Source organism: Devosia sp. A369 (assembly GCF_054489345.1).
Genome location: NZ_JBTMWV010000004.1, coordinates 11,805 through 25,832 on the forward strand (window position 1 = coordinate 11,805; position 14,028 = coordinate 25,832).

Below are 14,028 nucleotides of genomic sequence, written 5' to 3' on the forward strand. Positions count from 1 at the left end.
GCCGCCGAAAACTCTCCGAAAGGTATGGCGATCGTGTCAGAAACTAACATCCAAGAGGCCGCGGACCGACTGTGGCAGGCCTGGGAAACCGGCACGCCGGTCGACCCCGTACGCGATCGGATCGGGGCCGGCGACGTTGCTGCGGCCTATCAGGTGCAGGACATCAATACCCGCCGCTGGGAAGCCCAGGGCCGCAAGATTTCGGGCCGCAAGATCGGTCTGACCGCCAAGACGGTGCAGGCGCAGCTCGGCGTCGACCAGCCCGATTACGGCGTGCTGTTTGCCGATATGGAAGTGCAGGACGGCGAAGACATCGCCTTCGGCCGGGTGTTGCAGCCCAAGGTCGAGGCGGAGGTGGCGTTTGTCATCTCGGCGCCGCTGACCGGCCCGCATTTGACCATGACGACCCTGATGACCTCCATCGCCTTCGCCTTGCCGGCGATCGAGGTGGTGGGCAGCCGGGTCAGCAATTGGGACATCCGTATTGCCGACACGGTGGCCGACAACGCCTCGAGCGGCCTCTACGTGCTGGGCCAGACCCCGCGCCAGCTAAGTGATTTCGACCTGCGTCTGTGCGGCATGGTGATGCTGCGCAACGGCGAGCCGGTGTCGGTGGGGGCGGGCGCTGCCTGCCTCGGTAGCCCGCTCAATGCCACGCTGTGGCTGGCGCGCACCATGGCCGCCGCCGGCCGGCCGCTCGGACCTGGCGACGTGGTGTTGTCCGGCGCGCTCGGCCCGATGGTCGTGGCCCAGCCCGGTGATGTGTTTGAAGCGCGGATCAATCGGCTCGGCTCAGTCAGCGTTGGATTTGGGAGGGAGTGAACATGACGAAAATCAAATGCGCCATTATCGGCTCGGGCAATATCGGCACCGATCTGATGATCAAGATACTGCGCCACTCCAAGACCCTCGAGATGGGGGCGATGGTGGGCATTGATCCCAGCAGCGACGGCTTGGCTCGCGCCAGCCGCATGGGCGTCACCACGACGCATGAGGGCCTCGAAGGTCTGCGCCGGCTCGCCGAATATCCCGACATCCGCGTGGTGTTCGACGCCACCAGCGCCGGCGCCCATCGGCACCACAATGAAGCGTTGCAGGCCGATGGCAAGCAGGTGATCGATCTGACGCCTGCTGCTGTCGGACCGTTCATCATTCCCGCGGTCAATCTCGATAAGCACCTTGAGGCGGGCAATGTGAACATGGTCACCTGCGGTGGCCAGGCGACCATTCCGATGGTGGCAGCAGTCAACCGGGTCAGCCCGGTGCGCTATGCCGAAATCGTTGCTTCAATCAGCTCCAAATCGGCTGGCCCAGGCACGCGCGCCAATATCGATGAATTCACCGAAACCACTGCCGCTGCCATCGAGCAGGTCGGTGGTGCCCAGCGCGGCAAGGCGATCATCATTCTCAACCCGGCCGAACCGCCGATGATCATGCGCGATACGGTGTTCTGCCTGTGCGACGCAGCCGACACCGACAAGATCCGCGCATCGGTCGAAGAGATGGTGCGGGACGTGCAGAGCTACGTGCCCGGCTATCGCCTCAAGCAGGAAGTTCAGTTCGAACAGATCGGCTCGAACGCGCCGCTGCTGATCCCCGAAATGGGCGGCAGCTTCACCGGGATCAAGGTCTCCATTTTCCTCGAGGTCGAAGGCGCGGCGCATTATCTGCCGGCCTATGCGGGGAACCTCGACATCATGACATCGGCGGCGATGAAGACTGCTGAACGCCTGGTCGAGAAACGCAACTGGACGGCGAGGGCAGCGTAAGATGAGCAGGCTTTACATTCAGGACGTGACGCTGCGCGACGGCATGCATGCCGTGCGGCATCAATATGATCTGGGCCATGTGCGCGACATTGCGCAGGCGCTGGACGAGGCCGGCGTCGACGCCATCGAGGTCGCCCATGGCGACGGGCTGATGGGGTCGACCTTCAACTATGGCTTCGGCGCCCATACCGACGAAGCCTGGATCAAGGAAGCCGCCAAGGTCTGCAAGAACGCCGTGCTGACGACGCTGTTGCTGCCCGGCATCGGCACCATCGAAGATCTCAAGCGCGCCCGCGACAATGGCGTCCGTTCGGTGCGCATCGCCACCCATTGCACCGAGGCCGATGTCAGCGCTCAGCATATTCGCGCCGCCAAGGAGATGGGGCTGGACGTGTCCGGCTTCCTGATGATGTCGCATATGACCTCGCCCGAAGCTTTGGCGGCCCAGGCCGTCAAGATGGAAAGCTATGGCGCGGACTGCGTCTATGTCACCGATTCCGGTGGCGCGCTGACCATGGCCGGCGTGACCGAGCGTTTCGACGCTTATGCCAAGGCGCTGAAGCCCGAAACCCAGCGCGGCGTACATATGCATGAGAACCTGTCGCTGTCGGTCGCCAATACAATTGTCGCCGTTCAGCACGGCGCGATCCGTGTCGATGCTTCGTTGGCGGGCATGGGGGCAGGGGCCGGCAATTGCCCGCTCGAAGCCTTCATCGCCGTGGCCAATGTCTATGGCTTCGAGCATGGCTGCGATCTGTTCAAATTGCAGGACGCCGCCGAAACCCTGGTGCGTCCGTTGCAGGACCGCCCGGTTCGGGTCGACCGCGAAACGCTGACCCTGGGTTATGCGGGGGTCTATTCGTCCTTCCTGCGTCACGCCGAACGGGCGGCAGGGCTTTATGGCCTCGATACCCGCGAAATCCTGGTTGAACTGGGCAAGCGCGGCATGGTGGGCGGCCAGGAAGACATGATCGTCGACGTGGCGCTGGACATGATCAAGCAAAAAGAAAGTGCAGCATGACTGACCTGCAAAGACTGGCGGAAATCGCCGATGAGGCGGCCCTTTGCGCTACAGCAATTCCTCAATTTTCCGACACGCATACCCTGAGTGTTGACCAGGGCTACGCCATCCAGACGCTGTCCATGAACCGCCGCTATGCGCGCGGCGACCGGCGGATCGGCATCAAGATGGGGTTCACCAGCCGCGCCAAGCAGCTGCAGATGGGGCTCGATGACCTGATCTGGGGCCGCCTGACCGAATCCATGCGTCTCGAAGAGGGCGGCTGCGTTTCGATGAGCCGGTTCGTGCATCCGCGCGTCGAACCGGAGGTCGCCTATCTGATCCGGCATCGCCTGGAAGGCAATGTGAGTGCGCTTGAGGCGTTGAATGCAGTGGCGGGCGTCGCGCCCGCCATGGAAATCATCGACAGCCGCTTCGCCGACTTCAAGTTCGACGTGGCAGACGTGGTGGCCGACAATACCTCTGCCGCGGGGTTTGTTATCGGTGACTGGTACGCGCCCGGCACCGATGTTGCCAATCTCGGGCTGATCCTGTCGATCAACGGTCGGCCTCGGCAAATCGGTTCCACTGCCGCAATCCTCGGCAATCCGGCGCGTGCGTTGGTGGCGGCAGCCCGGATGGCTGCCAGCGCCGGCGAAGCGCTTTGCCCCGGCGACATCGTTCTAGCCGGCGCCGCAACGGCGGCGGTCGAGTTTTCGGCGGGTGACCACGTTCAGGCCCAGTTTGAAACCTTGGGCTCGATAAATTTTTCTATCGTCGACTAACCTTTTCACCCTGCTGACAAATTTCTAAGTTCCATTTGGATTTCATTGACACTCAAGCGGAACTTGAGCGATATGTCCGCATCCTGGTGGCTAGCGAACGGGCTTGTAGAATGACCCCCACTGAATCCCCCCTGGGCCGCCATCGCGGTCGCCCCGTCTATGGCGCCAAGCTCGGCATCATCATCCTCGACACCCGCTTCCAGCGTTTTGTCGGCGATATCGGCAATGCCGAAACCTTCGATTATCCGGTGCAGTATTCGGTCATTAAGGGCGTTTCGCTTGGCGCCGACCTCACGCCGGAAGGCGAGACGTTGCAGGTTTTCTATCGAGCCATTGATGATTTGGTGGCGCGCGGCGTCGACGGCATCTCGACCAGCTGCGGGTTCCTCGCGATCATGCAGCCCCATCTGGCCGCGCGCAGCCCGGTGCCGGTCGCCAGCTCCAGCCTGCTGCAGATCCCGATGCTGCAGCGCATGCTGCCGACCTCGCAGCAGGTTGCCGTGGTGACGGCCAAGAAGCCGTCCCTGACCCCGGCGCATTTTGCCGGCGTGGGCGTGAGCTTCGACGGCCCGATCGCCGGCATGTCGCTCGAAGGCTATTTCCGCGCCAATCTGATCAGCGGCAATCCGAAGATCGATTTTGCCAGGCAGGAACAGGAAGTCTTGGACACCGTCCGGGGTCTCCTGGAGGAAAATCCAAATATCGGCGCGCTGGTGTTCGAATGCACCAATCTGTCGCCCTATTCGGCTTCCGTTGAGCGTGAGTTCGGCATTCCGGTCTATGACGTCATCACCATGCTGGACTGGTTCCATGCCGGGCTTCGTCCCCGCCAATACAGGTAACATGCCCATGCCTTTCAATCCGCTTCACGGTTCCGGCGGCGTGTGCCGCGTCGGCATCATCGGCGCAGGACGTATCGCCCAGGCGATCATCACCAGCATTCAGGCAGGCGAGGCGGGGGCTTACGAAGTTTGCGCCGTGCTGACCCGGCGCAGTGCCGAGCGGCCAGGGATCACGGCGCTGACCACCGCCGACCGCGCTGAGTTTCTGGCCACCAAGCCTGATCTGATCATCGAAGCCGCCGGGCCAGATGGGCTGCTCGAGCATGGCGTTGCCGCGATTGCGGTGGCCGATATCTGGTCGATCAGCGGCATGGCGTTGGGTGATGCCGATTTTGCGACCAAGGTCGAAGCCGCCGGCAAGCAGGCCGGCCATCGGCTCCGCCTGCTGGGTGGCGCCATTGCTGGCCTTGATGCTGCAACGGTGGCCGCGCGCGATCCCGAGGCACGGGTGTTCATCGAGGCCGTGACCAGCACCACAGTCGAGGGCGATACGCCTGATTTTGTCGGCACTGCACGCGAAGCCGTCGGCCAGCTGCATGGCGTCAATGTCGTTGCCGCGGCCGCCCTGGCCGGGACAGGTCTCGACGCGACGCACTTGACCTTCTTCAACCGCAAGCCTGGCACCCGCCGCTTTTTCAATATCCGGATTGAAAGCAGCGTCGGCAATTTCGCCATGAGCAGCAGCCCCAACCTGTCCCCCGAAACCGGCGCAACCTTCATCGTCGCGTCGTCGGTGATTACGGCGCTGGTGCAGGCGCAGCGCACGATCTGGGCCGGCTAGACCGGACATTACGGGCGGGGCAGGAGGCTCCGCCCGGATCACCATACGGTGGTGGGGGAGTAGTCAGATTGGCGCTGCATAAACTCTTGTCGCGGTTCCAACCGCCGTGGCGCGCCATGCTGGCCCTGCTGGTCGGCGCCTTGTCCGGCGTGTTGGCGCAGGCCGTCGGCCTGCCGCTGCCCTGGATGCTTGGCCCGATGATCGGCACGACGATTGCTGCGTTGTCGGGTGCCCCTATCCGCTCACCGGCCCGGCTGCGGGTGGTGTTTCTCCCGGTGCTGGGCGTCATGCTCGGTTCGGGGATTGATGCGAGCATTCTGTTGGCGCTGGGGCGCTGGAGTATCACCTTCGCCTTCCTGATCCCCTTTTCCATCGCCGCTGCTGCTGCGTCTTACTGGTTTTACCGGGGTATCGGCCGCTACGATCCGGTGACGGCGTTTTTCAGCGCCATGCCGGGCGGTCTCAACGACATGGTGATCATGGGCGTCGAGGCCGGCGGCGAGGAAAAACGCATCGCCATGGCGCACGCCACGCGGATTTTGGCGGTTATTCTATTCGGGGTCTTGTTCTTTGGCGTGGCCATGGGCGTCTCCAGCGGCAGCGCCGCGCCACGCGGAGCGGCGCTTGACGCGCTGACGGTGCAGGACTGGCTGGTGCTGGGAGGCTGCGCCCTGTTGGGCGTGCCATTCGCGTCTTTTCTGCGCCTGCCTGCGCCAGCGATCCTAGGGCCGATGGTGCTGAGCGGGATCGCCCATGTCACCGGGCTGGTCACCGTTGCGCCGCCGGACTTGGTCGTCATCATCGCTCAGGTGGTGATCGGAACCGTCATTGGCGGACGCTTTGTGGGCGCCAGCCTCAGGCAGGTCGGCCGCGATATGGGGCTGGGCGTCGGCTCCTCACTGCTCATGATCGCGGTTGCGGTGCTGTTTGCGCTGATTGTCAGCACGATCACCGGCACCGAGATCAGCCACACTTTCCTCGCCTATTCGCCGGGCGGGTTGACCGAGATGAGCCTGCTCGCTTTGGCGATGGGGCAAGAGGTTGCCTATGTTTCGGTAATGCATGTGGCGCGGCTGACGCTGGTGATCTTTGCCGCTGCGCCAGCGCTCCGATGGCTGCGCCGCGCACGCCGGGTGACCCCATGAATTGGGTATTTTTGACGGTAGGCAAGACGAGGGTGGTGCACCGTGGCGACTGACTATGATTTGCTGATCATTGGTGGTGGCCTGATCGGCTGCGCCGCTGCCTGGGGCGCGGCACGTGCCGGCGCACGCGTGGCGATTGTCGATGGTGAAGACGGCGCCTATCGCGCCTCGGTGGGTAATTTTGGCCTGCTGTGGACGCAGGGCAAGGGCGTCGACGCGCCGGCCTACGCCAACTGGACCCGCAAGGCGGTAAAGCTCTGGCCAGAATTCGCCGAAGCCTTGGGCGATGTCAGTGGTGTCGATATTGGCTTCGAACAGAAGGGTGGCCTGCACTTCCTGCTGTCGGAGGCCGAGGCCGAGAAGCGCATGGCGCTCCTGGCGCCACCCGGTTCCCCCCAGGATGATTTTGCGGTCGAGTTCATCGCCGCCAGCACGCTGCGCGAAACCATGCCGGAGTTGGGCCCCGACGTTTATGGCGCGACGTTTTGTAAACAGGACGGCGCGGTCAATCCGCTGCTGCTGCTTCAGGCCCTGCGCATTGCGCTGCACAAGAGCGGCGTGACGATGCTGTCGGGAAAGTCGGTCGATCAGATCCGTCCCGATGGCAGCGGGTTTGCGGTTTCGGTCGGTGAGCGCCAATTGCGGGCAGGGCGGTTGTTGCTAGCCGCCGGGCTGGGTAGCCGCGAGCTGGGGCGCGACATTGGTCTTGATCTTGCCGTGTTCCCGCAGCGCGGCCAGTTGATGATCACCGCTCGGACCACGCCATTCCTGCACATGCCGACGACCGCGATCCGCCAGATGGCCGAGGGCACGGTTCTGCTGGGTTCGACGCAGGAAAATGTCGGCTTCGACAAATCCATCGGGGTTGCTCAGCTGGGGCAGATTGCGGAGCGCGTGGTGCGTATTTTTCCGCGCATTGCCAATCTGGATCTGGTGCGCAGCTGGTCGTGCCTGCGGGTGATGACGCCTGATGGGCTGCCGATCTATCAGCAATCGGAGCGCTATCCCGGTGCCTTTGCCGCCACAGCCCATAGCGGGGTGACGTTGGCCGGCATTCACGCGCTGATGCTGGCCCCGGCCATCCTGGCGGGTCAGTTGCCGGAAGACGTCGAGGCCTTTGCCGCGGATCGCTTCGGGGACTGGCAGAGCCACACCGGTGGATCGTCACATTAGAGGGGCTGCGCGATGTTCAAGAAACTGACAGCGGACGCGGGAAGCGTCGCGCCGGAACTGATTACCCTGACGGTGGACGGTCGCAGTGTCACGGCGCAAGCAGGCGACACCGTTGCCGCAGCGCTACTGGCCGCCGGCCAAATCAATTTCCGCATGTCCCCGACTTCGGGCAAACCGCGCGGCCCCTATTGCATGATGGGCGTGTGTTTTGAATGCCTCGTCACCATCGATGGGCGCGCGGGTCGACAGGCCTGCATGACCTCGGTCGTAGCCGGCATGGATATACGCACCGACACAGGAGCAAACCCGTCATGACGAACACTGTGCCACCCGCCGATGCCGGGCAATGGGACACCATCGTCGTGGGCGCCGGTCCTGCGGGGCTGGCGGCGGCCACGCTGCTGGCCGAGCATAAGCTGCGCGTGCTGCTGCTCGATGAACAACCCGCGCCCGGCGGGCAGATCTATCGTGGCATCGAGCGTACGCCCGCCGGTAGCCGGAAGGCAGAAACCCTGGGCAGCGACTATCTGCATGGCGCCGATCTGGTCCGCCGCTTCCGCGCCAGCGCGGCCGCCTATTGGCCCGAGACCAATATGTGGCATGTGGCGCCGGGGCTTGAGGTGTTTGCCAGCCGCGAGGGCATCACGCACAAGCTGCAGACCTCAAAGCTGATCCTTGCTACCGGAGCAATGGAGCGACCAGTGCCGGTTGCCGGCTGGACCTTGCCTGGGGTGATGACCGCCGGTGCGCTGCAAATCCTGATCAAGAATAGCGCTCTTGTCGCCGATGAACCCATCGTCATTGCTGGGTCCGGACCGCTGTTTTATCTGCTGGCCCATCAATGCGTATTGGCGGGCGTGCCGATTGCGGCGCTGCTTGATACCGCCGAGTCTGGCCACATGCTGGGCGCCATCCGCGCCATGCCGCGGGCGCTGACCGGCAAGGGACCGGGCTATCTGCTCAAGGGGCTGAAACTGAAACTGGCGCTGCGGCGCGCCGGCATCCCGACCTATGGGGCAGTGCGCGACATTGAAATTCAGGGCAATCAGCGGGCGGAAGGGGTTCGCTTTCGATCCGGCAACAAGACCCACCATATTGTCGCCGGGCTGGTGGCGCTGCATGAGGGCGTTATTCCTGGCCAGAACGCGACCCGCATGCTCGGGTGCGCCCATGTTTGGGACCAGCGCCAGTTCGCCTTCAAGCCGGTTCTTGACGCCGGGGGGGCAAGTTCGGTCGAGGGCATCCGTGTTGCGGGCGATGCCGGCGGCATTGTCGGTGCGCGCAGCGCCGAGCATCAGGGCCGGTTGGCAGCGCTGGATATTCTGCATGAGCTGGGCCGGCTGGACAATGCGGCCCGCGACCGGCTCGCGGCCGACGAACGGCGCGCGCTCAATGCCCACCTAAGCGTTCGTGCTTTCCTCGATGACCTCTATCCGCCACGTACGGCCATCAATACGCCGAGCGGCGATGTGGTGCTGTGCCGCTGCGAGTCCGTCAGCGCCTCGGCGGTGCACGCCTTGGCCAAGGATGGGCTTGGACCCAATCAGATCAAGGCGGCGCTGCGCTGCGGCATGGGGCCCTGTCAGGGGCGGCTCTGCGGCTCTACGGTGGCGCAGGTCGTGGCCGCCGCACAGGGCCAGCCTCCGCAGGACTATTACAACATCCGCCCACCACTGAAGCCGGTGTCTATGGGCGAGATTGCCACTCTGGCAGCCAAGCGCCCTTAGGCGTCAGCCTGCCAGGGCGGCCAGAACGCGCACCCAGCTACGAATGCCGCGGTGATAGCTCTCGAGATCATATTTCTCGTTGGGCGAGTGGATTTTGTTGTCGACGCGGGCAAAGCCGATCAGCAGCGCATCGAGGTCAAGAATGCGCTTGAAGTCGCCAACCACGGGAATCGAGCCGCCCGAGCCGGTGATCACCGCCGGCTTGCCCCATTCGTCGGAAAGCGCCGCCAGCGCCTGACGCAGATGAGTGCCATCGCTGGGCACGGTGATGGCCGGCGAGCCGCCATGTTCGGTGAAGGTCACCGAACAATCCGCCGGAATGCGCTCCTGCACATGCTGGCGGAACGCCGCGCGGATCTTGGCCGGGTCCATGCCCGACACCAGCCGGAAGCTTATCTTGGCGCTGGCCTTGGCCGGGATGACGGTCTTGAAGCCGTCGCCGGTATAGCCGCCGATCATGCCGTTGATTTCGCAGGTCGGCCGCGCCCACAGCATTTCCAGCACCGAGCGATCCTGCTCGCCGGCCGGCACCGACAGCCCTGCTTCGCCCAGGAACGCCGCCTGATCAAAGCCCAGCCCCTGCCACTGCGCTTTCAGCGCCGGGCTGATTTCGGCCACGTCATCGTAAAACCCCGGCAGCGTCACCGAGCCATCCGGCCCCCGCAGGCTGGCGATGATTTCGGCAAGCAGTTGATTGGGATTGCGCGCGGCATTGCCGAACATGCCGGAATGCAGATCCTTGTTGGCGCAGCTGATTTCCACCTCGTCGGCCACAAGGCCACGCAGCATGGTGATGACGGACGGCGTTGCGGCATCCCACATCCGCGTGTCGCAGACCAGCGCGATACCGGCGACGCCCAGCTCAGCCTTGTTGGCTTCCATGAAGGGCGGCAGGTTCACGCCGCCGCTTTCTTCCTCACCCTCGATCATCATCGATATTCTGATCGGCAGGCTGCCAGTGGTTGCCTTCCAGGCGCGACAGGCTTCGATGAACGTCATCATCTGCCCCTTGTCGTCCGACGCGCCGCGCGCCACGATGATCTGGCGGCCGCTGGCATCGGTCTTGAGCTCGGGCTCAAACGGATCGGTGTGCCAGAGGTTCAGCGGATCGACCGGCTGCACGTCATAATGGGCATAAAACAGCACATGCGGCCCGGCCTGCTCAGGACCATGCGCCACCACCACCGGATGGCCCGGCGTCGGGCGCGCCGCAGCGTCAAAGCCCAGCCCGGTGAGCTCACTCGTGATCCAATCTGCCGCGCGCTGGCATTCCGCCGCATAAGCGGGATCGGTGGAGACGGACTTGATGCGGAGCAGGGCATAGAGGCGGTCAAGGCTCTGCTCGAGTCCACCATCTACTGCGGCAAGAACGGCATCGAGTTTTGTAGCAACGGTCATCACGCGAATCCCTTTTCCCTACCCTGTTTGAGCCCGCTTCCGCTGTCCAGCAGCAGGCGTTCCCCGACGCAGTATTCTTGCTGATCGGGCGGTTTGACGTATGGGAAAGCCGCATTTTGAAAAGGGCCGCACCTCGGCAGCGACGGCCGCAAATGCCCTGCTGGGGGCTGCTGACAGGAATGGGGCGCGTGCTTGCCATCGCGCCCTGTTTTCGGCGCGATGGTCGTCAGCACGACTGGGCCGCGTGACTCTAGAGGGCGATCACTGCCTCGATTTCGACCTTGGCCCCCATTGGCAGGGCGCTCACCTGGGAGGTTGCGCGGGCGGGGTAGGGCTCCTGAAAGTGACGGGCATATTCCGCGTTGAGTTCGCCCCAGCGTGACAGATCCGTCACCAGCACGGTGGTCTTGATGGTGTTGGCGAGCGAGCTGCCGGCGGCTTCGGCGATGGCGGCGATGTTGCGCAGGGACTGCGCCATCTGCGCGACGGCATCGTCCGGCATGGTGCCGGTGGCGGGGTCGAGCGGCAATTGGCCCGAGACGAAGAGCAGGTCGCCATGGCGGCGGGCCTGCGAATAGGGGCCGACAGCGGCGGGGGCGAGATCGGTAGCAATGACGGTCATGGTGGGCTCGTGCAGTTGAAAATTAGCGCTGGCGGGTGCCGAGCAGCAGATCGGGGTGAAAAACGCCGGTCTCGAGGATGTCTTCGATCAGGGCTTCGTGGGGGGCGATGTCCAGGCCTTGCTGGGTCAACCAGGCGTCATCAAAATAGGTCTGGGCATAGCGCTCGCCGCTATCGCAGATGAGCGACACGATCGAGCCGGCATCCTTGTCCTCGCGCATCTGGCTCGCCGCCCACAGCATGCCGATGAAATTGGTGCCGGTGGAGGCGCCGACGCGCCGGCTCAACAACCGCGACAGCACGCGGGTGGCGGCGATGGAGGCGGTGTCCGGCACCTTGAGCATGGCGTCGATCACGGCCGGGATAAAGGAGGCCTCCATGCGGGGGCGACCAATGCCTTCGATGCGGCTGCCGCGCGCGCATTGGGCGTCCTGATTGGCGCCGCACCAGCCCTCGTAAAACACCGAGAATTCCGGGTCGGGGACGCACAGGCTGGTGTTGAGGCCGCGATAGAGAATGTAGCGGCCAATGGTGGCGGAGGTGCCGCCAGTGCCGGGGCTCATGACCACCCAGCGGGGGATGGGATGCCGTTCCATGGTCATTTGCTGGAAGATGGATTCGGCGATATTGTTATTGCCGCGCCAGTCCGTCGCCCGCTCGGCGAAGGTGAACTGATCCAGATAGTGCCCATTCTCGCGCACCGCGAGCAGCCGGGCTTCCTCATAGATGGCGGAGGGATCATCGACGAAATAGCAGGAGCCGCCCTGCTGCTCGATCGCCTCCACCTTGCTCTGGCTGGTGGTGCGCGGCAATACGGCGAAAAATCTCAGCCCCAGCAGCTTGGCATAATAGGCTTCGCTGACGGCGGTGGAGCCGGACGAGGCCTCAACCAACGCGGTGGTCGGGCCAATCAGGCCGTTGCAGATGCCATAGAGGATCAGCGAGCGGGCCAGCCGGTGTTTCAGGCTGCCGGTGGGGTGGGTCGACTCGTCCTTGAGATAGATGTCGATGTCGGGAAATGTCGGAACGGCCAGCGGAATGAGGTGTGAGTCGGCCGAGCGATGGGCGTCCGCCTCCATCACCTTGATCGCACGACGCGCCCAGCAGCGCTTGGTTTCCTCAATCTCGACAGTATTTAGCATGTGGTGCCCTATATGGTCACTGAATTAGAATTCAGTGCTGCAAATGACATGCAACACAGAAATTCATATCATGCGCCTTGTCGGTTTTCTAGGGATGGGTCGGCAAATTTCGTCAGCGTGCTGTTTTCGGCCTTAGCGGCGGGGCGCGTCTGCACAAACGACAATCCGGCCACCGCAACGCGCAGCGACCGGATTGGCGCAGGGAGCTGAAATGCGTCAGCCGTGATTGATCATCACGTGGCGAACGCTGGTGTAGTCTTCGAGCGAATAGCTCGACAGATCCTTGCCATAGCCGGACTGTTTGATGCCGCCATGCGGCATTTCATTGACCAGCATGAAGTGGGTGTTGATCCAGGTGCAGCCGTATCGCAGGCTGGCGGCGGCGCTCATCGCCTTGGAAATATCCTTGGTCCACACCGACGAGGCCAGCCCGTAATCGCTGTCATTGGCCCATTCGACGGCCTGATCGGGTTCGTCAAAGCGGGTAATGGAAACCACCGGCCCGAACACTTCGCGGCGCACGATTTCGTCACTCTGCAACGCTCCGGCCACCACGGTCGGCTCGAAGAAAAAGCCCTGTTCGCCCGACTTCTTGCCGCCAGCCGTCACCTCGATATGGGACATTTCCTGTGCCCGCTCGACAAAGCTGGCCACCCGGTCGCGCTGCCGCAGGGAGATGAGCGGCCCCATTTCGTTGAGGCTGTCATCTTCCTGGTTGAACTGGATGGTGGAGACGGCCGACGATAAATCCGCCACCAGCCGGTCATAAATCTTGGAGCCGGCATAGATGCGGCAGGCCGCCGTGCAGTCCTGCCCGGCATTGTAATAGCCAAAGGCCCGCAGCCCGGTCACCACGGCATCAAGATCGGCATCGTCATAAACGATCACCGGGGCCTTGCCGCCCAGTTCGAGATGGGTGCGCTTGACCGATTTGGCCGCCGCCTGCAGCACTTTCTTGCCGGTGGCGATGTCGCCGGTGATCGACACCATATCGATCTTGGGGTGGTTGATCAGCGCATTGCCGACGCTTTCGCCTCGTCCCAGCACGATATTGACCACGCCCTCGGGCAGGATTTTCGCCAGGATCCGCGCCAGCTTGAGTGCGCTGAGCGGGGTCTGTTCCGAGGGTTTGAACACCACGGTATTGCCCCCGGCAATCGCCGGCGCCAGCTTCCACGCCATCATCATCAGCGGATAATTCCACGGCGCAATCGAGCCGACAATGCCGATCGGATCGCGCCGCACCATGGAGGTGTGGCCTGCCATATATTCGCCGGCAACCACGCCGCTCATATTACGCACCGCCCCGGCAAAGAAGCGATAGCAATCCACCACCGCCGGGATTTCGTCATTGCGCACCGCATTGATCGGCTTGCCGCAATTAAGCGCTTCCAGCGCCGCGAACTCATCCGCCTCGGCCTCGATGGCGTCGGCAATGCGCAGCAGATAGGTCGAACGCTGCTGCGGCGTGGTGCGCGACCAGTGGACAAACGCCTTGCCAGCTGCCGTCACCGCCTTGTCCACCTGCGCCAGCGAGGCTTCGGGGATGGCCTTGATCAAGCCGCCCGTCCGCGGATTGAGCACCTGTTCTTCGAAATCCACGCCGCTCTCGAACTGCGCGCCGATCAGCATGCTGGTGTCCATC

The 14,028-nt window shown here is 63.6% G+C and carries 14 protein-coding genes; 10 read left to right on the forward strand and 4 right to left on the reverse strand.

What is annotated here, in order from left to right:
• Positions 1–24 precede the first annotated feature (24 nt).
• The 10 genes from ACX3OZ_RS06720 to ACX3OZ_RS06765 all read left to right on the forward strand — a co-directional run bounded on the left by ACX3OZ_RS06720 (position 25) and on the right by ACX3OZ_RS06765 (position 9,222).
• Positions 25–822 carry a 2-keto-4-pentenoate hydratase gene (locus ACX3OZ_RS06720; RefSeq protein ID WP_459096255.1) on the forward strand — a complete coding sequence of 266 codons (798 nt, stop codon included), beginning with the start codon at positions 25–27 and terminating at the stop codon, positions 820–822.
• A 2-nt stretch (positions 823–824) separates the two neighbouring features.
• A complete protein-coding gene (locus tag ACX3OZ_RS06725) occupies positions 825–1,769 on the forward strand; it encodes an acetaldehyde dehydrogenase (acetylating) (protein WP_459104108.1) in 945 nt (314 codons plus the stop codon).
• A gap of 1 nt (position 1,770) precedes the next feature.
• Positions 1,771–2,790: a 4-hydroxy-2-oxovalerate aldolase gene (gene dmpG, locus ACX3OZ_RS06730; protein ID WP_459104109.1), complete on the forward strand. Its 1,020-nt coding sequence runs from the start codon at positions 1,771–1,773 to the stop codon at positions 2,788–2,790.
• Positions 2,787–3,554, forward strand: a complete 768-nt coding sequence (locus ACX3OZ_RS06735; RefSeq protein ID WP_459104110.1) for a 2-keto-4-pentenoate hydratase — start codon at positions 2,787–2,789, stop codon at positions 3,552–3,554. Before dmpG ends, ACX3OZ_RS06735 begins: the two co-directional genes overlap by 4 nt.
• A 110-nt stretch (positions 3,555–3,664) precedes the next feature.
• Entirely contained in the window at positions 3,665–4,396 is a 732-nt protein-coding gene (locus tag ACX3OZ_RS06740; RefSeq protein WP_459104111.1) for an aspartate/glutamate racemase family protein, read from the forward strand.
• A 7-nt stretch (positions 4,397–4,403) separates the two neighbouring features.
• Positions 4,404–5,177, forward strand: a complete 774-nt coding sequence (locus ACX3OZ_RS06745) for a hypothetical protein (protein WP_459104112.1) — start codon at positions 4,404–4,406, stop codon at positions 5,175–5,177.
• A 68-nt stretch (positions 5,178–5,245) separates the two neighbouring features.
• Positions 5,246–6,322, forward strand: a complete 1,077-nt coding sequence (locus ACX3OZ_RS06750) for an AbrB family transcriptional regulator (RefSeq protein ID WP_459104113.1) — start codon at positions 5,246–5,248, stop codon at positions 6,320–6,322.
• 42 nt (positions 6,323–6,364) lie between these two features.
• Positions 6,365–7,495, forward strand: a complete 1,131-nt coding sequence (locus ACX3OZ_RS06755) for an NAD(P)/FAD-dependent oxidoreductase (RefSeq protein ID WP_459104114.1) — start codon at positions 6,365–6,367, stop codon at positions 7,493–7,495.
• 12 nt (positions 7,496–7,507) lie between these two features.
• A complete protein-coding gene (locus tag ACX3OZ_RS06760) occupies positions 7,508–7,810 on the forward strand; it encodes a (2Fe-2S)-binding protein (protein ID WP_459104115.1) in 303 nt (100 codons plus the stop codon).
• Complete coding sequence (locus ACX3OZ_RS06765; RefSeq protein WP_459104116.1) at positions 7,807–9,222, forward strand: FAD-dependent oxidoreductase; 1,416 nt, start codon at positions 7,807–7,809, stop codon at positions 9,220–9,222. Before ACX3OZ_RS06760 ends, ACX3OZ_RS06765 begins: the two co-directional genes overlap by 4 nt.
• 3 nt (positions 9,223–9,225) lie before the next feature.
• Here the strand turns inward: ACX3OZ_RS06765 and ACX3OZ_RS06770 are convergent, their stop codons facing one another.
• The 4 genes from ACX3OZ_RS06770 to ACX3OZ_RS06785 all read right to left on the reverse strand — a co-directional run bounded on the left by ACX3OZ_RS06770 (position 9,226) and on the right by ACX3OZ_RS06785 (position 14,027).
• A complete protein-coding gene (locus tag ACX3OZ_RS06770) occupies positions 9,226–10,620 on the reverse strand; it encodes a M20/M25/M40 family metallo-hydrolase (RefSeq protein ID WP_459104117.1) in 1,395 nt (464 codons plus the stop codon).
• Between the two features lie 250 nt (positions 10,621–10,870).
• Positions 10,871–11,242 carry a Rid family detoxifying hydrolase gene (locus ACX3OZ_RS06775; RefSeq protein WP_459104118.1) on the reverse strand — a complete coding sequence of 124 codons (372 nt, stop codon included), beginning with the start codon at positions 11,240–11,242 and terminating at the stop codon, positions 10,871–10,873.
• A 22-nt stretch (positions 11,243–11,264) separates the two neighbouring features.
• On the reverse strand, positions 11,265–12,383 hold the full coding sequence (locus ACX3OZ_RS06780; protein ID WP_459104119.1) for a PLP-dependent cysteine synthase family protein: 1,119 nt from the start codon (positions 12,381–12,383) through the stop codon (positions 11,265–11,267).
• Positions 12,384–12,599: 216 nt separating this feature from the next.
• Positions 12,600–14,027, reverse strand: coding sequence for a gamma-aminobutyraldehyde dehydrogenase (locus tag ACX3OZ_RS06785; protein WP_459104120.1), 1,428 nt, complete (start codon positions 14,025–14,027; stop codon positions 12,600–12,602).
• Position 14,028 lies beyond the last annotated feature (1 nt).